Here is a 17,815-nt window from a genome sequence, read left to right on the forward strand (position 1 = left end):
AGTCGCTCGGTCGCGGAGAATCAAAGGGATCGCGGCGGCGCCCGGGGCCGGTCAGCGCTCCAAGAGCGCGACCGCCTCGACATGGCGCGACCACAGGAACTGGTCCACCGGCGTCACCTCGACGAGGCGGAAACCGCCATCGACGAGAATGCGCAGGTCGCGGGCCATCGTGACCGGGTTGCACGAGACCGCGGCGACGCGGCTGATCTTCGACGCCGCGATCTCCTGCGACACCGCTTCGGCGCCGGCCCGCGGCGGATCGAAGACCAGGCCGTCATAGGCCTTCAGTTCCTTCGCCGGGATCGGCCGGCGATAGAGGTCGCGGCGCTCGGTCGTCAGCGGCTTCAGGCCGGGACGGGTGCGCCAGGCCGCGGTCATCGCGGCAAGCGGCGCAGCTTCCGATTCGACCGCATGGACCCGCGACTGGACGGCAAGACGCAGCGCGAAGGTGCCGGAGCCCGAGAAGAGATCGGCGACGTGCTTGGCGCCGGCCAGATGCTTCGTCACCCGCGACGCCATCGCGGTTTCGGCCGCTGCCACGGCCTGGACGAAGGCGCCGGGCGGCAACTCGACGGTGATGCCGTCGAAGGCGATCGAAGGCGGCCGCGTCATGACGAGGATCTCCCCGTCGACGGTGAGCCGCGCGAAGCCTTCGCTGACGGCCAGCGCGATGGCCTGACGCCGCTTGCCCTCGGCCAGCTTGGGCGCGGCGGTCGCGGCGACGTCGAGACCGGTGTCGGTCACGGTCACGGTGAGTTTCAGCGGTGTCCTGCGATCGGCCAGCAGAGCGGCGAGCCGCTGCAACGCGGGCAGGGCCCGCTGGATGGCGGGCAGGGCGATCGGGCAGACCTTGATCGGCACGATCTGGTCCGAATGGGCCGCATTGAAGCCGAGATGCACGGATTTTCCGGCGCCGACCGCCGACAGCGCCACCCGGCGGCGCGAGGCCGGCGGGCAGGCCACCAGCGGCGCGATCTCGGTGTCGAGGCCGACGCGCGACAGCGCATCGACCACGACGTCGCGCTTGAAGGCGGTGTAGAGCGCATCGTCGGCATGCTGCAGGTCGCAGCCGCCGCAGGTGCCGAAATGCGGGCACGGCGGCGTCTGGCGCTGCGGCGAGGAGGTGAGGACGGCGTCGAGCCGGAAGCGGCGCCCGGCTTCGGTCGCCTCGACCCGCTCGCCCGGCAGGGTGAACGGCACGAAGGCCGGCCCGGACGCTGTGTCGGCGACCCCGTCGCCCTGCGCCCCGAGCCGGTCGATGGTCAGTTCCAGGCTCATGATTTTTCGGCGATCAGCAGGAATTCGTGATTGCCGTCGCCGCCCGGGATCGGCGAGGGCGCGAGCCCCTTCACCTGCCAGTCGGGCTGGGCGGCGAGCCAGTCGCGCACGGCCTCGGCCACCTGCGGCGCGCTGTCGGGATCGCGCAAGAGGCCGTTCTTGGCGATCGCCTCGCGCCCAGCCTCGAATTGCGGCTTCACCAGAAAGACGCCGGTGGTGCCGGGCTCGGCCAGTTCCAAGGCCGGCGGCAGGGCCAGCCGCAGGGTGATGAAGCTGACATCGGCGACCAGCAGATCGAAGGTGCGGCCGCCGATATCCTCGCGGGTCAGGTCGCGGGCATTCAGGCCCTCGATCGCGGTGACGCGCGGATCGGCGGCGATGCGCGGATGCATCTGGCCGTGGCCGACGTCGATGGAGACCACATGGGCGACGCCGCGGCGCAGCAGCGCCTCGGTGAAGCCGCCGGTCGAGGCGCCGAGATCGACGGCCGTGCGGCCTTCGACGGGGATGGCGAACTGGTCGAGCGCCGCTTCCAGCTTCAGCCCGGCGCGCGAGACATAGTCGGCGGCCGGGTCGTCCAGCGTGATCTCGCTCTCGGGCGGCACGTTGAGGCTCGGCTTGGTGACGGTCTGCCCGTCGACCTTGACGTGACCGCGCATGATCGCGTCGCGCGCACGGGCGCGGCTGGCGGCAAGACCGCGGTCGCTGACGAGGACGTCGAGCCGGACGCGCGACAGATGTTGTTCTTCGGTGGAGGCCATCGGCAGGTCATGCGGCCAGCGGCGGCAAATGGCAAGCAGTAACGCGCGCGAAGCCCTTTATCGAGGAGGAGGTTACGCCTGCAGGACGCGGCTGGCTTCGGTGCCGAGGGCCCGGAAGACGGTGTCGACGATGCCCTGCCGGTCGAGTGCCGCCTGGCGGATCATCGTCTCCGGCGCGGCGTGATCGAGGAAACGGTCGGGCATGATCAGCGGCCGGATCTTCAGGCCGTGGTCGAGCAGGCCGCGCGCCGCCAGATGCTCCAGCACCTGCGAGGCGAAGCCGCCGCTGGCGCCTTCCTCGACGGTAATCAGCACCTCGTGGTTGCGGGCGAGGCGACCGATCAGTTCGGTGTCGAGGGGCTTGGCGAAACGCGCATCGGCGACGGTGGTCGACAGGCCGAAGGTTTCCAGCTCTTCGGCCGCGGCGACGCTGTCGGCAAGGCGCGTGCCGAAGGACAGGATGGCGACCTTGGTGCCCTCCCTGACGATGCGGCCCTTGCCGATCTCCAGCGCCTGCCCGCGTTCCGGCATGTCGACACCGGTGCCGTTGCCGCGCGGATAGCGGAAGGAGATCGGGCCCTCGTCGTAGACGGCGGCGGTGCGCACCATGTGGCGCAGCTCGGCCTCGTCGGCGGCGGCCATCACCACCATGCCCGGCAGCGGGCACAGGAAGCCGGTGTCGAAGGAGCCGGCATGGGTCGGCCCGTCGGCGCCGACATAGCCGGCCCGGTCGATGGCGAAGCGCACCGGCAGCTTCTGGATCGCCACGTCATGGACGATCTGGTCGTAGGCGCGCTGCAGGAAGGTCGAGTAGATCGCGGCGAAGGGCTTGTAGCCCTCGCTGGCCAGCCCGGCGCAGAAGGTGACGGCATGCTGCTCGGCGATGCCGACGTCGAAGGTGCGCTTGGGAAAGATCTCGCCGAACTTGTCGAGGCCGGTGCCGCTGGGCATGGCGGCGTTGACGGCGACGATCCTGTCGTCGTCCTGCGCTTCCTGGATCAGGCTGTCGGCGAAGACGCCGGTATAGCTCGGTGCATTGCCCTTGGACTTGGCCTGGGCGCCGGTGATGACGTCGAACTTCGACACGCCATGGTACTTGTCGGCGGAGTTCTCCGCCGGGCCGTAGCCCTTGCCCTTCTTGGTGACGACATGGACGAGGATCGGCCCGGTCTTGGCGTCGCGGACATTCTTGAGCACGGGCAGGAGATGGTCGAGATCGTGGCCGTCGATCGGCCCGACATAGTAGAAGCCGAGCTCCTCGAACATCGTGCCGCCGGTGAAGAAGCCGCGGGTATATTCCTCGGTCCGCCGGGCGCCCTCGCGGAAGAAGCCGGGCAGGTGCTGGCTGATCGACTTCGCCTGGTCGCGCAGGCTGCGATAGGTCTTGCCGGAGACGAGGCGGGCCAGATAGGCGCTCATGGCGCCGGTCGGCGGGGCGATCGACATGTCGTTGTCGTTGAGAATGACGATCAGCCGCGCGTCGAGCGCGCCGGCGTTGTTCATCGCCTCATAGGCCATGCCCGCGCTCATCGCGCCGTCGCCGATCACCGCGATGACGTTGTTCTTGCCCCCCGACAGGTCGCGCGCCACGGCCATGCCGAGGCCGGCAGAGATCGAGGTCGAGGAATGGCCGGCGCCGAACGGGTCGTATTCGCTCTCGGTGCGCTTGGCGAAGCCCGACAGGCCGCCTTCCTGGCGCACGGTGCGCATGCCGTCGCGGCGCCCAGTGAGAAGCTTGTGGGGATAGGCCTGGTGGCCGACATCCCAGATCAGCCGGTCGTCGGGCGTGTTGAAGACGTGATGGATCGCCACGGTCAGTTCGACCACGCCGAGGCCTGCGCCCAGATGCCCGCCGGTCTTGGAGACCGCGTCGATCAGGTCGGTGCGCAGCTCGTCGGCCACCTGCCGGAGCTGGCTTTCCTTCAGGGTCCGCAGATCGGCGGGGGAGGAAATCTGGTCGAGCAGTGGCGTTACCGACTTCGAAGACACTGGCGGGACCTTTCACTGCCTGTCAGATGCACGCGCCAGCGGCGCGAAACACTTTACATCGGTTCCAAAACGCGAGGTTCAACCCGCTGGCCGCAAACACGAACGGACAACGGCCGGAGGGAACGTCCGGTTGCCTTGTCCTTCGGGGAAGCGTCTCAATCGGGGTCGAGCGGCTCGGTGCCGACCGGCTTGCCGGCGCGGTTGAGCTTGATCTTCTCGACCTTGTCCTCGGCCACGGAGAGCAGCCGGTCGCAATGGTTCTTCAGCTTCTCGCCGCGCTCGTAGATGCGGATCGAGCGGTCCAGCGGCACATCGCCGCGTTCGAGATCCGAGACGATCCGCTCCAGTGCCGCGAGGGCATTCTCGAAGCTCATCTCGGCAATGTCGGAATCGTCGGTCGGGAGCGGGGCGTCGTCGCGTTCGGGCATGGTGTCCGTCTGTCTTGTGTTTCCGAATGTCCGGTGCCGGGCCTCTTGTCGAAGAGGTCGTGATCAGCCGGTCATCATCCGCTTGACATGGGCGGTGGTGGAGACCGCGAGGCCGTGCAGGTCGTAACCGCCTTCGAGGAGGCTCACAAGCCGGCCATCGCAGGCCCGGTCGGCCAGCGCCATCAGTTCGGCGGTGGCCCAGTCGAAATCCGCCTCGGTCAGCTTCAGATTGGCCAGCGGATCGCGGTGATGGGCGTCGAAGCCGGCCGAGATGATGACGAGGTCGGGATGGAAGTCCCGCAGCGCCGGCAGCACCCGCGAGCGGAACGCGTCCTTGAAGACGTCACTGCCGTCGCCGGCCGACAGCGGCGCGTTGACGATGTTGCCCTGGCCGGTCTCGCCCTTGGCGCCGGTGCCCGGATAGAGCGGCATCTGGTGGGTCGAGCAGTACATCACCGACGAATCCTCCCAGAAGATGTCCTGGGTACCGTTGCCGTGGTGGACGTCCCAGTCGACGATCGCGACGCGGTCGAGGCCGTGGACCGTCTGGGCGTGGCGCGCGGCGATGGCGGCGTTGTTGAACAGGCAGAAGCCCATCGCGGTCTGGCGCTCGGCATGGTGGCCGGGCGGGCGGGCGGCAACGAAGACATTGTCGCATTCGTCCGTCATCACGTCGTCGACGGCCGCCGTCGCCGCGCCGACGCCATGCAACGCCGCGGTGAAGCTCTTCGGACTGACGATGGTGTCGTTGTCGACACGCACCAGCCCTTCCTCGGGGATCGTCGTCGCGACCTTGCGGACGTAATCCTCCGGATGGCAGCGATAGATCGCCTCCAGCGATCCTTCCGGCGCCTCGGCCCGGTCGAGATGCTGGAACGCCTCGTCCTCGAGCGCGGCCGTGACCGCCTGCATGCGCTCGGGGCGCTCGGGATGGCCGGGACCGGTGAGGTGCTCGGCGAAAATGGGGTGATGATAGAGACGTGTCCGCATGGGGCGACCTTAGCGTCCTCGCGGACCTGTTCAACGATTTGTTTGACGATCCGGCCCGTGCCGGAGGCGGGGAGGGGCGTCAGCCCCGCCCGGTCTGGCCACGATGGCGCAGATAATGGTCGGCCACCGCGCAGGCGACCATCGCCTCACCGATCGGCACGGCGCGGATGCCGACGCAGGGATCGTGGCGGCCCTTGGTCATCACGTCGACCTCGTTGCCGTCCGCATCGACCGAGCGGGTCGGGGTGAGGATCGACGAGGTCGGCTTGACGGCGAAGCGGGCCACGACCGGCTGGCCGGTGGAGATGCCGCCCAGAATGCCGCCGGCATGGTTGGTCAGGAATTGCGGCGCGCCGTCGGGCCCGATGCGGATCTCGTCGGCATTCTCCTCGCCCGACAGGGTCGCGGCGGCGAAGCCGTCGCCGATCTCGACGCCCTTCACGGCGTTGATCGACATCAGATTGGCGGCGATGTCGCCGTCGAGCTTGGCGTAGATCGGCGCGCCGAGGCCGCCGGGCACGCCCTCGGCGACCACCTCGACGATGGCGCCGACCGACGAGCCGCTCTTGCGCACGGCGTCCAGATGCTCCGCCCAGCGTTCGGCGGTCTCAGCGTCGGGGCAGAAGAACGGGTTGCGGTCGACCTCGTCCCAGTCCCAGCGGCTGCGGTCGATGGCGATGGTGCCGATCTGGACGAGGGCCGCGCGGACCGTCAGGCCCGGCACGATCTGCCGGGCGATGGCGCCGGCCGCCACGCGGGTCGCGGTCTCGCGGGCCGAGGACCGGCCGCCGCCGCGATAGTCCCGCACGCCGTATTTCATGTCGTAGGTGATGTCGGCATGGCCGGGCCGGTAGCGCCGGGCGATGTCGGAATAGTCCTTCGAACGCTGGTCGGTGTTCTGGATCTCCAGCGCGATCGGCGTGCCGGTGGCGACGAGTTCGCCCTCGGTCTCACCCGGCATCACGCCGGACAGCACCCGCACCTGGTCGGGCTCCTGGCGCTGGGTGGTGTAGCGCGACTGGCCGGGGCGGCGCTTGTCGAGATAGGCCTGGATGCCGGCTTCCGAGAACCGGGTTCCCGGGGGCGTCCCGTCGACCACGCAGCCGATCGCGATCCCGTGGCTCTCGCCCCAGGTGGTGACGCGAAAGAGATGACCGAAGCTGTTGTGGGACATGGAATTCCGCCGAAAGGAGAAGAGGCCTGGAGGAAGCCTCGCTTACGTTAGCTTAACCAAATCCGTCAAATGCAACGGATCGAAACGAATTGTAATTTTCGCGCACGAGAATTGACACAATCGGGGCCAAACATCGCAGCTGACAGACGCCCCGGAGAGGGGCAGCGAGAACGCCGCGTGCCATGATGGCGGTCGCGGCGGAGGTGGAAGGACCATACAGTGACCAGGCAGATTCTCGCATTCTTCGCGACGTCCTTTCTCACCGTGGCGATGACGATCCCGGCCATGGCGGAAGAAGTCGACGGCACCATCGAGGCGATCGACCGCGAGCACGCCCAGTTGCGGCTCAGCGACGGCGTCACCTACCGCCTGCCGGAGAATTTCGACTACGACGTCGTCGAGCCCGGCATGGACGTGGTGCTGATCTTTGGCGAGACCGAGACCCTGCGCATCGTCGAGGCCGGCTGAGCAGCGCTCAGACCCAGGTCAGCCCGCCGTCGAGCCAGTGCAGGATGCGGTCCTGCGCGATGTCGCCGCGGGCGGCGGCCCGGTCGTCGAAGCCGCCATACATGCGCAGGATGCAGCGCGACACGCCGCCATGGGCGGTCACGATGGTCGGCCGCGACAGGCTTTCGAAGACGGGGCGCACCCGTTCGGCCAGAAGCGCATAGGATTCGGCCTTCTCGCCCGGCGGCACGAAGTTCCACTTGTCGGCTTTGCGCCGCTTCGGCCCGTCCGGATCGCTCTTGCGGACCTCGGCGAGGGTAGAGCCCTGCCAGTCGCCGAAATGCAGCTCCACCAGGCGCGGATCTGTCTCGAAATCGTCCGGGGGAAGGTCCAGTTCGGTGCGGATAATCCGCATCGTCTCGACGGCACGGCCGAGCGGGCTCGACAGGAAGCTGAAGCCGGAGGCGCCGGCGCCGAGGATGTTGCGCAGGCACAGGCCGTTGCGCCGGGCCTGCTCGCGGCCGAGGGCGTTGAGCGGAATGTCTTCCTGACCCTGCAGCCGGCCTTCGGCGTTCCAGTCGGTCTGGCCGTGGCGGCAGAGATAGAGTTCGGTCGAAATCATCGCAGCATCCGCCATGGCGTCGGAGAGAGGGACCGGCTTACGGCAGGTCCTTGACCACCGAGATGTCGGGCGCGTCGACGGCCTTCATGCCGACCACGTGGTAGCCCGAATCGGCATGGTGGATTTCACCGGTCACCGAGCGCGACAGATCCGACAGGAAGTAGAGGCCGACATCGCCCACCTCGTCGATGGTCACGGTACGGCGCAGCGGCGCGTTGTACTCGTTCCATTTGAGGATGTAGCGGAAATCGCCGATGCCGGAGGCGGCCAGCGTCTTGATCGGGCCGGCGGAGATGGCGTTGACGCGGATGTTCTTCGGGCCGAGATCGACCGCCAGATACTGGACGCTCGCCTCGAGCGCGGCCTTGGCGACGCCCATGACATTGTAGTTCGGCATCACCTTCTCGGCGCCGTAATACGACATGGTCAGCATCGAGCCGCCATCGGTCATCAGCTTCTCGGCGCGCTGGGCGACCGCCGTGAAGGAATAGACCGAGATCAGCATGGTCTTGGAAAAGTTCGCCTCGCTCGTGTCGACATAGCGACCGGTCAGCTCGTCCTTGTCGGAAAAGCCGATGGCGTGGACGAGGAAGTCGAGCTTGCCCCATTCGTCCTCGATGGTCTTGAAGCAGGCATCGATGGAGGCGGCGTCGCTGACGTCGCAATGGCCGACGACCAGCGCGTCGAGCTCCTTGGCCAGCGGTTCGACCCGCTTGCGCAACGCGTCGCCCTGATAGGTGAAGGCGAGTTCCGCACCGGCCTCGCGGGCCGCCTTGGCGATGCCCCAGGCAATCGAGCGGTTGTTCGCGACGCCCATCACGAGGCCACGCTTGCCGGTCATCAGACCCTTCGATTCGGCCATGGCGCGACTCCCTCAAGACAGCGTGCAAACAATGCTTTGGCGGCGGCGGGTATGGCATAGCCCCGCCGGGCCTTCAAGCACGCTTGCGCCGCCCTCTCCGGCAGGGGCGTCGTTTGCCGGGCGACCGTGGCCGATCAGCCGATGGCGTCTTCGCGCTCGGCCTGTTTCTGGAACAGCGCGGCGAGATCGGCGTCGCCCTCGGGCAGCATGATGCGCACCGACGCCATCAGGTCGCCGCGTCCGCCGACCTTCGTCGTCAGGCCCTTGCCGCGCAGGCGAAAAGTCTTGCCGGAATTCGTCCAGGCCGGAATGGTCAGCGCAATACGGCCGTCGAGGGTCTCGACCTCGACCTTGCCGCCGAGCACCGCGGTCTTCAGCGGCACCGGCAGATCGTGGATCAGATCGCGGCCGTCGATGCGAAAGCGCGGATGGGGCGCGAACTGCACGGTGACCAGCGCGTCGCCGGGCTTGCCGCCGGGCACCGGGGCCGGCTGGCCCTGGCCCTTGAGGCGGATCGTCTGGCCGTCCTCGACGCCTTCCGGCAGCCGGATCGCCAGCCGCTTGCCGGTCGGAAAGATCGCCTCGACCTTGGCGCCGGACACGACGTCGGCCAGCTTCACCTTCAGATTGGCGTTGATGTCCTCGCCCTTCGTACTGGCATTGCGGGCGCCGGCAAAGCCGGGTCCGGCCGAGCGACGGCCACCGGCCGCGCCGGCGAAGGCCTGCTCGAAGAAGTCCGAGAACAGCCCCTCGGCGCCCATATCCTCCGGGCCGCCCGTCGAGCGGAAATCGAAACCGCCGGGCCGCTGGCCGCGGCCGCCGCCGAAGCCGCCGGCGCCGAACGGGCTGCCGCCACCGCCGAAGCCCTGGAACTTCGCCTTGCCCTCGGCGTCGATCTCGCCCCGGTCGAACTGCGCGCGCTTGTCCTTGTCACCGAGAATTTCATAGGCCTGGTTGGCCTCGTTGAAACGCGCAGCAGCCTTCGGATCGCTGGCATTGGCATCCGGGTGATACTGCTTGGCGAGCTTGCGAAAGGCGGATTTGATCTCCTTTTCGCTCGCTGTCTTGGCAACGCCGAGGACGGCGTAAGGGTCGCGCATGACGCAATGGGTCCTTCACGAATGATGGCTGGGCGAATGTGACGCGGAGGGTCCGCGCCCTGCGCCTATATGGTGGATGCCGCCATGGAATTTAAGGGTCCAGGGCCCCGATCGGCGCCAGGATCACCTCAGCCGTTCTCGTCGAAGCGCACCAGGGCCCATTCGCCGGCACCGGTGGTGCAGGCCTCGCCATTGTAGAGCGCGACGCCGTCGAAGCGCTGGCGCGAGGTCTGGAAGGTCCGGCAGATGCGCGATCCGTTGCGCACTTCCTGCAGGGCGCTGATCACGCCGTTGGTCCCGGTCTGCGGATTGGCCCAGGGATAGCTCTTGGCCGCCGCCTCGATGTCGGCGGCCGACACCGCGTTGCGGACCGTGCGGCGGTCGGAGAGGCGCTCGAGATCGGGGATCGCCGAATTGTCGCTCGAGGCCGCCGGGGCAGGGGGCGGTGCGATCGAGCCGGTGATCAGCGTGTCGTCGATCATGTCGCCCGCATTCGGGCCGGCGACCACGCATCCGCCGAGCGCGAGCGCGAGCAGGCCGGCCAGGAGGATTTGGAACGATGCCATCGATCTCTTATCTGTTACGGCGCCGCGCCGCGAATCGTTGCGACGATGTCATATGCAAAGGATCATGACGATAATGGCTAGCGAAGCCTTAACTCTTGGTGAAAGACCCGTCGGCGACGATCCGATCGCGCTGTTTTCGGCCTGGCTGGAAGATGCCGAGGCGAGCGAGCCCAACGATCCCGGCGCAGTGGCGCTGGCGACGGTGGACGCGGCCGGCCTGCCGGATGTGCGCATGGTCCTGTTGAAGGAGTTCGATGCGCGCGGTTTCGTCTTCTACACGAATTTCGAGAGCGCCAAAGGGGCCCAGCTTCTGGCCAGCCGCAAGGCGGCCATGTGCTTCCACTGGAAGTCGCTGCGCCGGCAGGTGCGCGTGCGCGGTCCGGTCGAGATCGTCTCGGACGCCGAGGCCGACGCCTATTTCGCCTCGCGCCCCCAGGGCAGCCGCATCGGCGCCTGGGCATCCCACCAGTCGCGCCCGCTGGCAAGCCGGGTAGTCCTGGAGGAGAAGGTCGCCGCGCTCGGCGCCGAATATGGCGACGGCCCGGTGCCGCGCCCGCCTCACTGGTCGGGCTTCCGGCTGATGCCGACCCAGATCGAGTTCTGGCATGACGGCCAGTTCCGCCTGCACGACCGCGCCATCTTCACGCCGCGCGGCGAGCCGGGCGCCGGCTGGAACGTGGAGCGGCTCTACCCGTAAAGGCAAACGGCCTGCGGCTCAGCGCCGCGCCAGCATCTCGTCGACGAAGTCGGGCACGAGGCGGCTGGCCGGCCCGTGCCGCGCTTCGGAAAACAGCGTGGTGCCGGCCGACGGCTCGAGATTGAGCTCCAGCGTGCGGCTGCCATTGGCCCGCGCGTCCTCGACGAAGCCGGCGGCGGGATAGACCGCGCCGCTGGTGCCGATCGACACGAACAGGTCGGCTGCGGCCAGCCGGTCGTAGATCATGTCCATGTGGTACGGCATCTCGCCGAACCAGACGACGTCCGGCCGCATGCCCGCCAGGCTGCCGCATTGGCGGCAGGCCAGTTCCGTCGACAGCTGGTCGGGCGACGGGCCGCGTGTGCCGCAGCGGGCGCAGAGCGCTTTCGCCAGTTCGCCATGCATGTGGATCACGCCACGCGAGCCGGCCCGCTCGTGCAGATCGTCGATGTTCTGAGTGACCACCGTGACGCTGCCGGAAAATTCCCGCTCGAGCCGCGCCAGAGCGAGATGGGCCGGGTTGGGCTTCACGCCCGCGAGCCCGGCCCGTCGCTGGTTGTAGAAATCATGGACCATGGCCGGGTCGCGGGCAAAGCCCTCCGGCGTCGCCACGTCCTCCAGCCGGACCTTCGACCAGATTCCGCCGACGTCGCGAAACGTGTCGACGCCGGATTCGGCCGAGATACCGGCGCCTGTCAGGATGAGGATCGACTGGAACTGCATGGCACTCGTCCGGCTGTCGGGGCGCGATCGGGAGGGGCTGCGGGACGGCGGCGGCTCAGGTCTCGGTGCCGCCCACCGTCATGCGGTCCATGCGCAGATGCGGCTGGCCGACGCCGACCGGCACGCCCTGGCCGTTCTTGCCGCACATGCCGATGCCGGTATCCAGCGCCACGTCGTTGCCGACCATCGAGACCCGGTGCATCGCCTCCGGGCCGTTGCCGATCAGCATGGCGCCCTTCACAGGCTCGGCCACCTTGCCGTCGCGGATGCGGTAGGCCTCGGTGCAGCCGAAGACGAACTTGCCCGAGGTGATGTCGACCTGCCCGCCGCCGAAGGACACGGCATAGATGCCGTCCTTCACCGAGGCGAGGATCTCCTCCGGCGTGTGCGGGCCGTCGAGCATCATCGTGTTGGTCATGCGCGGCATCGGCACATGGGCATAGGACTGGCGCCGGCCATTGCCGGTGGAGGCCATACCCATCAGCCGGCCGTTCTGACGGTCCTGCATGTAGCCGACGAGCTTGCCGTCCTCGATCAGCACCGTGCGGTTGGAGGGCGTGCCCTCGTCGTCGATGGTCAGAGAGCCGCGGCGCTCGGCCACCGTCCCGTCGTCGACGACGGTGATGCCCTTTGCGGCGACCTGCTGGCCCATCAGGCCGGAGAAGGCCGAGGTCTTCTTGCGGTTGAAGTCGCCTTCCAGCCCGTGGCCGACCGCCTCGTGCAGCATGACGCCCGGCCAGCCCGAGGCCAGCACGATGTCGAAGGTGCCGGCAGGGGCCGCGACGGCCCGCAGATTGACGCGGGCCTGGGCGATCGCCTTGTCGGCGATGGCCTGCCAGTTCTCGGTGACGAAGAATTCCGAAAAGCCCGTCCGCCCGCCGGCGCCGAAGGAGCCGGATTCCTGGCGGTCGCCTTCGCCACAGACGACGGAGACATTGATGCGCACGAGCGGGCGCACGTCCTTCACCAGCCGGCCGTCGGCGCGCAGGATCTCGACATTCTGCCATTGCGAGCCGAGCGTGACGGAGACCTGGCGCACGTCATCGCCCTGGCCGCGCAGATAGGCGTCGATGTCCTGGAGCAGCCTGACCTTCGCCTCGAAGCCGGGCGAGGGGATCGGGTTCTCGTCGCCATAGACCTTGTGGTTGGTGCCGGCCGGCGCTTCGGCGTAGCTGCCCTGGCGCCCGGTCTTCACGGCGGAGACCGCCTGCGCGGCGCGCTTCAGCGCGGCATCGGAAAAGTCGCCGGCATGGGCATAGCCGACGGCCTCGCCGGACACCGCTCTCAGGCCGAAGCCCTGGTCGGTGGAGAAATTGCCGGCCTTCAGGCGGCCATTGTCGAAGACCAGCGATTCCGATTCGCGGTATTCGAGGAACAGCTCGCCATCATCGGCGCCGGACAGGGTTTCCCCGAGAATCGCGTCGATCTCGGCGCGTGAGATGTCGAAGCGCTCGATCAGCGACGCGGACATGGCAGGACTCCTCTGGCAACAGGCCCCGCAGATAAGCGTCGCGGCGCCGCCTGCCAACAGGGGCGCCGCGCGATGCGATCGTCGACGGTCCCGCGCCGGGGCGCAAACCGTCTCCGCAGGGTGTCAGGGGAGGGCGGCGAAGCCGTCCGCAAAACCGTTGAGATCGACCGGGATGCCGATGCCCTGTTCGGGGGTCTGGAAGACGATGAAGGTGGCGGTGGCGCCGCCCGACAGCGTCTTCAGGAGTTCGTCGGCGAGGATCACCTCGGCATAGCAGCCGTCGTCGAAGCAGCGCACGAACTGCGCGCGGCCGATATCCTTGCCGTCGACATAGAGGCCGAGACCGTTCGGCAGGAGAATGCCCAGCGGCGCCAGGACGCGCAGGATCCGGGCCTGCTGGTCGGCCGTCTTCAGGGCGACGATCGACAGGCCGATTTCCGGACGGTCCTCGGCGACGACGTTCTGCAGGAGCGCGCACTGGTCGCCCGAGGCGCCCGCTGGCTGGTCGCAGACGATGGCCCAGGCGCCGTGCTGGGACTTGACGGTGCCGGTCGCGCCGGACTGGGCGAAGGCCGGGTGAAGGCTGGCGGCGCAAAGGGCGAGGGCCGCAGCCGCCGTCTGAAGGGTTCTGATCATCGGGTCATCCGGTTCGAGACTGGATTGGAATGTGCCGGCGTTATAGCAAACAAATGGTTACCGGACAGCGTCCGTCGAACAGAACGGGCCGGAGCGGCGGCAAACGGGCCCGGTCGCGGCAATGCGAATCGTCCGCGGGGCGATGCCGTGGAGGCGCCGGAATGCCGGTCCCGGCGCAAAAATGCCGCAAGCTTGCGATGGTTCTAAGATGTTGCGGCGCGCCGGGTTTCGTGGTTTTAAGCGGCGAGCCGAAGATTCTTCCGATTTCGCGGGATGCCGGTGCTGGCGCCGGATGGCGGCAGGCGCTATTCGTCCCCGAAACGCCGGTTCCCACCACTGACGCACGAGCGCGCAGGGAGACAATGCGAGTGAAACGATCGATCTTTGCCGCGATGGCATCCATGGGGACCGCCGGTTCGGCTGTCGCACAGGAGAGTGACCTGCTTCCGGGTCAGCCGCACCCCTGGCAGATGGGCCTGCAGGAAGCGCTGTCCCCCATCGAGGCGCAGATCCACTGGTTCAGCGACTACACGCTCGCCTTCATCATTCCGATCACCATCCTGGTCGCCGTGCTTCTGGCCTGGGTGGTGTTCCGCTATCGCGCTTCGCGCAACCCGGTCCCCTCGCGCACCAGCCACAACACCATGATCGAGGTGGTCTGGACGCTCGCCCCGGTGATCGTTCTTCTCTTCCTGGCGGTGCCGTCCTTCCAGCTTCTGACGGCGCAGTACAATCCGCCGAGCGAGCCGGAGCTCACCGTCAAGGCGACCGGCTACCAGTGGTACTGGGGTTACGAATACCAGCCGTCCGAAGTGTCGGCCGAGGCCGAGGCCGAGCCGGTCTCCTTCGAATCCTATCCGCTGATCGAGGATGATCGTGACGCGAGCGGCAAGGCCGATCGCAACGTCTATCCGCACCTGCTCGCCGTCGACAACGAGATGGTCGTGCCGGTCGATACCGTCATCCGCCTGATCTCGACCTCGGGCGACGTCATCCATTCCTTCGCCCTGCCGTCGCTGGGCGTGAAGGTCGATGCCGTGCCGGGCCGCCTCAACGAATACTGGTTCGAGGCGCAGCGCGAGGGCATCTTCTACGGCCAGTGCTCCGAGCTCTGCGGCCAGGCTCACTACAACATGCCGATCGCCGTGCGCGTCGTGTCCAAGGAGCAGTTCGCCGCGTGGTACTCCGCCGCGTCGGGCAGCCTCGAGGACGCCAATGCACAGCTGACGGCGCGGATCCAGTCCGGCGACTCCGTCGCCGTGGCCGGCCGCTAACACGAACAGGGTTTGAGGGAGCTCGATATGGCATATGGTGCCACTCACGATGCCCACGACGCGCACATGCCGTCCGGCTGGCGGCGTTGGGTCTATTCGACCAACCACAAGGACATCGGGACGCTCTACCTGATCTTCTCGATCTGCGCGGGCATCATCGGCGGCGCGCTGTCGATCGCCATGCGCATGGAGCTTCAGGAGCCGGGTCTGCAGATCTTCGGCGACCCGCAGCTCTACAACGTGTTCACGACGGGCCACGGCCTGATCATGATCTTCTTCATGGTCATGCCGGCGCTGATCGGCGGTTTCGCCAACTGGATGGTGCCGATCATGATCGGCGCGCCGGACATGGCGTTCCCGCGGCTGAACAACATCTCCTTCTGGCTGCTCGCCTTCTCCTTCCCGCTGCTGATCCTGTCGATGTTCGTCGAGGGTGCGCCGGGTTCGAACGGCGCCGGCACGGGCTGGACGATGTATCCGCCGCTGTCGACCTCGGGTCACCCCGGGCCGGCCGTCGATCTGGCGATCTTCTCGCTGCACGTGGCGGGCGCCTCGTCGATCCTCGGTGCGATCAACTTCATCACCACGATCCTGAACATGCGCGCTCCCGGCATGACGCTGCACAAGATGCCGCTGTTCGCCTGGTCCGTGCTGGTGACGGCGTTCCTGCTGCTGCTCTCGCTCCCGGTTCTGGCCGGCGCGATCACCATGCTTCTGACCGACCGCAATTTCGGCACGACGTTCTTCTCGCCGGCCGGCGGTGGTGACCCGATCCTGTACCAGCACCTGTTCTGGTTCTTCGGCCACCCGGAAGTGTACATCCTGATCCTGCCGGGCTTCGGCATCATCAGCCACATCATCTCGACCTTCTCCAAGAAGCCGGTCTTCGGCTATCTCGGCATGGCCTACGCCATGGTCGCGATCGGTGTCGTCGGCTTCGTCGTGTGGGCGCACCACATGTACACCACCGGCATCTCGCTCAACACGCAGCGCTACTTCGTCTTCGCGACGATGGTCATCGCGGTTCCCACCGGCATCAAGATCTTCTCCTGGATCGCGACGATGTGGGGCGGCTCGCTGAGCTTCAAGACGCCGATGCTCTGGGCGATCGGCTTCATCTTCCTGTTCACCGTCGGCGGTGTGACGGGTGTGAAGCTGGCCAATGCCGGCATGGACCGTGTGCTGCACGACACCTATTACGTCGTCGCCCACTTCCACTACGTGCTGTCGCTGGGAGCGGTGTTCGCGATCTTCGCGGCCTGGTACTACTGGTTCCCGAAGATGTCCGGCTACATGTACAACGAGACGATCGGCAAGCTGCACTTCTGGCTGACCTTCGTGGGCGTGAACATCGTGTTCTTCCCGCAGCATTTCCTGGGTGCAGCCGGCATGCCCCGCCGCTATGTCGACTATCCGGAAGCGTACGCCGGCTGGAACTACGTGTCCTCGATGGGCTCCTATCTCTCGGGCTTCGCTGTGCTGGTGTTCCTGTACGGTGTCTTCGAGGCCTTCTCCAAGAAGCGCATCGCCGGTCCGAGCCCGTGGGGCGAGGGTGCGACGACGCTGGAATGGCAGCTGCCTTCGCCGCCGCCGTACCATCAGTGGGAAGAGCTGCCGCGGGTCCGCTGAGACCCATCGCAGGCGGTCTCCCGCACATCAATCGGCATCCCGGATCCCCGTATCCGGGATGCCTGATCGTCTGACGGCTCCGCAGTCCGGGAGCCGCGACTGCAAGCCACGGCGCAGCATCCCGACGGATGTGGAACAAGGCCGATGGCAGAACGACGCAACGGTTCGCACGACGACCGGCCCCAGGCGGGGTCAGGATCGCGCCGAACGGGTTCGAGGTTCGACTTGACGCTTCTCGACGCAAATCACACCAACGCGATGCCGGCGATCAGCCTGGCGGAGCCGCGCGACTACATCGCCCTCTTGAAGCCGCGGGTGATGTCGCTCGTGGTGCTGACCGCGATCACCGGCATGGCGCTGGCGCCCGGCGCCATCCACCCGACGCTGGCGGTGATCTCGATCCTGTCGATCGCCATCGGGGCGGGCGCCTCGGGCGCGCTGAACATGTGGTACGATTCCGACATCGACGCGGTGATGACGCGCACCGCCAACCGGCCGATCCCGGCGGGCCGCATCGACCGCGAGGCGGCGCTCGCCTTCGGCCTGATCCTGTCACTGCTGGCCGTCTCCATGCTGGGACTGGCATCCAACTGGTTCGCCGCCGGACTGCTCGCCTTCACCATCTTCTTCTATGCCGTGATCTACACGATGGGTCTGAAGCGCTCGACGCCGCAGAACATCGTCATCGGCGGTGCGGCCGGGGCGTTTCCGCCGATGGTCGGCTGGGCCGCCGTGACCGGCGGCGTGGCGATCGAGAGCATCGTCCTGTTCCTGATCATCTTCCTCTGGACGCCGCCGCATTTCTGGGCGCTGGCCATGTTCAAGCTGAAGGATTACGGCAGCGTCGGCGTGCCGATGCTTCCGAACGTCGCCGGCGAGCGGGCGACGCGCCTCCAGATCTTCCTCTATTCGCTGGTTCTCGTGCCGGTCGGGGTCGCCCCCTGGCTGCTCGGCTTTGCCGGGCCGGTCTACGGTGTCGCCTCGGTGCTGCTGGGCGCGAACTTCCTGCGCCACGCCTATGCGACGTTCCGGATGCCGGACGGCGACGAGAAGATGCTGCCGGCCAAGAAGCTGTTCGCCTTCTCGATCGTCTATCTCTTCGCGCTCTTCGTGATCCTGCTCGGCGAAGCCGTCGCACGGTCGCTGCTGCCGGCGGGGTGGTACTGAG

The 17,815-nt window shown here is 67.5% G+C and carries 18 protein-coding genes; 5 read left to right on the plus strand and 13 right to left on the minus strand.

Annotated features, from left to right (window positions below):
* Nucleotides 1–51 precede the first annotated feature (51 nt).
* The 6 genes from J3367_RS09945 to aroC form a co-directional block, all read right to left on the minus strand.
* Nucleotides 52–1,278, minus strand: coding sequence for a class I SAM-dependent RNA methyltransferase (locus J3367_RS09945; RefSeq protein WP_024349974.1), 1,227 nt, complete (start codon nt 1,276–1,278; stop codon nt 52–54).
* Nucleotides 1,275–2,039 (minus strand): TlyA family RNA methyltransferase, encoded by a 765-nt coding sequence (locus tag J3367_RS09950; RefSeq protein ID WP_024349975.1) that lies wholly within the window; start codon nt 2,037–2,039, stop codon nt 1,275–1,277. Before J3367_RS09950 ends, J3367_RS09945 begins: the two co-directional genes overlap by 4 nt.
* A 72-nt stretch (nt 2,040–2,111) precedes the next feature.
* The gene (dxs, locus tag J3367_RS09955; RefSeq protein ID WP_024349976.1) at nt 2,112–4,028 is read right to left on the minus strand and encodes a 1-deoxy-D-xylulose-5-phosphate synthase; all 1,917 of its coding nucleotides are present in this window, start codon (nt 4,026–4,028) and stop codon (nt 2,112–2,114) included.
* Nucleotides 4,029–4,183: 155 nt separating this feature from the next.
* The gene (locus J3367_RS09960) at nt 4,184–4,456 is read right to left on the minus strand and encodes an exodeoxyribonuclease VII small subunit (protein WP_009210630.1); all 273 of its coding nucleotides are present in this window, start codon (nt 4,454–4,456) and stop codon (nt 4,184–4,186) included.
* Nucleotides 4,457–4,519: 63 nt separating this feature from the next.
* A complete protein-coding gene (locus J3367_RS09965; RefSeq protein ID WP_024349977.1) occupies nt 4,520–5,446 on the minus strand; it encodes a histone deacetylase family protein in 927 nt (308 codons plus the stop codon).
* 79 nt (nt 5,447–5,525) lie between these two features.
* A complete protein-coding gene (aroC, locus tag J3367_RS09970; protein WP_024349978.1) occupies nt 5,526–6,620 on the minus strand; it encodes a chorismate synthase in 1,095 nt (364 codons plus the stop codon).
* Between the two features lie 219 nt (nt 6,621–6,839).
* On the opposite strand from aroC, the gene J3367_RS09975 reads away from it, so the two are divergent.
* Complete coding sequence (locus J3367_RS09975) at nt 6,840–7,088, plus strand: DUF1344 domain-containing protein (RefSeq protein WP_024349979.1); 249 nt, start codon at nt 6,840–6,842, stop codon at nt 7,086–7,088.
* Nucleotides 7,089–7,095: 7 nt separating this feature from the next.
* Here J3367_RS09975 and J3367_RS09980 read toward each other — a convergent pair whose 3' ends face one another.
* The 4 genes from J3367_RS09980 to J3367_RS09995 all read right to left on the minus strand — a co-directional run bounded on the left by J3367_RS09980 (nt 7,096) and on the right by J3367_RS09995 (nt 10,217).
* A complete protein-coding gene (locus J3367_RS09980) occupies nt 7,096–7,689 on the minus strand; it encodes a histidine phosphatase family protein (protein ID WP_024349980.1) in 594 nt (197 codons plus the stop codon).
* 37 nt (nt 7,690–7,726) lie between these two features.
* The gene (fabI, locus tag J3367_RS09985; RefSeq protein WP_009210626.1) at nt 7,727–8,551 is read right to left on the minus strand and encodes an enoyl-ACP reductase FabI; all 825 of its coding nucleotides are present in this window, start codon (nt 8,549–8,551) and stop codon (nt 7,727–7,729) included.
* 134 nt (nt 8,552–8,685) lie between these two features.
* Nucleotides 8,686–9,651 (minus strand): DnaJ C-terminal domain-containing protein, encoded by a 966-nt coding sequence (locus J3367_RS09990; RefSeq protein ID WP_024349981.1) that lies wholly within the window; start codon nt 9,649–9,651, stop codon nt 8,686–8,688.
* A gap of 128 nt (nt 9,652–9,779) precedes the next feature.
* Nucleotides 9,780–10,217, minus strand: a complete 438-nt coding sequence (locus tag J3367_RS09995; RefSeq protein WP_187391317.1) for an RT0821/Lpp0805 family surface protein — start codon at nt 10,215–10,217, stop codon at nt 9,780–9,782.
* A gap of 73 nt (nt 10,218–10,290) precedes the next feature.
* On the opposite strand from J3367_RS09995, the gene pdxH reads away from it, so the two are divergent.
* Nucleotides 10,291–10,914 carry a pyridoxamine 5'-phosphate oxidase gene (pdxH, locus tag J3367_RS10000; protein ID WP_024349983.1) on the plus strand — a complete coding sequence of 208 codons (624 nt, stop codon included), beginning with the start codon at nt 10,291–10,293 and terminating at the stop codon, nt 10,912–10,914.
* 18 nt (nt 10,915–10,932) lie between these two features.
* On the opposite strand, the gene J3367_RS10005 is transcribed toward pdxH, so the two are convergent.
* The 3 genes from J3367_RS10005 to J3367_RS10015 all read right to left on the minus strand — a co-directional run bounded on the left by J3367_RS10005 (nt 10,933) and on the right by J3367_RS10015 (nt 13,744).
* Nucleotides 10,933–11,637 carry an NAD-dependent deacylase gene (locus tag J3367_RS10005; protein ID WP_024349984.1) on the minus strand — a complete coding sequence of 235 codons (705 nt, stop codon included), beginning with the start codon at nt 11,635–11,637 and terminating at the stop codon, nt 10,933–10,935.
* A 55-nt stretch (nt 11,638–11,692) separates the two neighbouring features.
* Nucleotides 11,693–13,108: a metalloprotease TldD gene (gene tldD, locus J3367_RS10010; protein WP_024349985.1), complete on the minus strand. Its 1,416-nt coding sequence runs from the start codon at nt 13,106–13,108 to the stop codon at nt 11,693–11,695.
* Nucleotides 13,109–13,231: 123 nt separating this feature from the next.
* A complete protein-coding gene (locus J3367_RS10015) occupies nt 13,232–13,744 on the minus strand; it encodes an invasion associated locus B family protein (RefSeq protein ID WP_009210621.1) in 513 nt (170 codons plus the stop codon).
* A gap of 362 nt (nt 13,745–14,106) precedes the next feature.
* Between J3367_RS10015 and coxB the strand changes: the two genes are divergently transcribed.
* From coxB to J3367_RS10030, 3 genes are all read left to right on the plus strand, one after another.
* Entirely contained in the window at nt 14,107–15,018 is a 912-nt protein-coding gene (coxB, locus tag J3367_RS10020; protein ID WP_029702899.1) for a cytochrome c oxidase subunit II, read from the plus strand.
* Nucleotides 15,019–15,045: 27 nt separating this feature from the next.
* Nucleotides 15,046–16,647 carry a cytochrome c oxidase subunit I gene (gene ctaD, locus J3367_RS10025; protein ID WP_024349987.1) on the plus strand — a complete coding sequence of 534 codons (1,602 nt, stop codon included), beginning with the start codon at nt 15,046–15,048 and terminating at the stop codon, nt 16,645–16,647.
* 258 nt (nt 16,648–16,905) lie between these two features.
* On the plus strand, nt 16,906–17,814 hold the full coding sequence (locus J3367_RS10030; protein ID WP_051141555.1) for a heme o synthase: 909 nt from the start codon (nt 16,906–16,908) through the stop codon (nt 17,812–17,814).
* Nucleotide 17,815 lies beyond the last annotated feature (1 nt).

It is taken from the genome of Aurantimonas sp. NFXS3, assembly GCF_049132005.1.
GTDB lineage: Bacteria > Pseudomonadota > Alphaproteobacteria > Rhizobiales > Rhizobiaceae > Aurantimonas > Aurantimonas coralicida.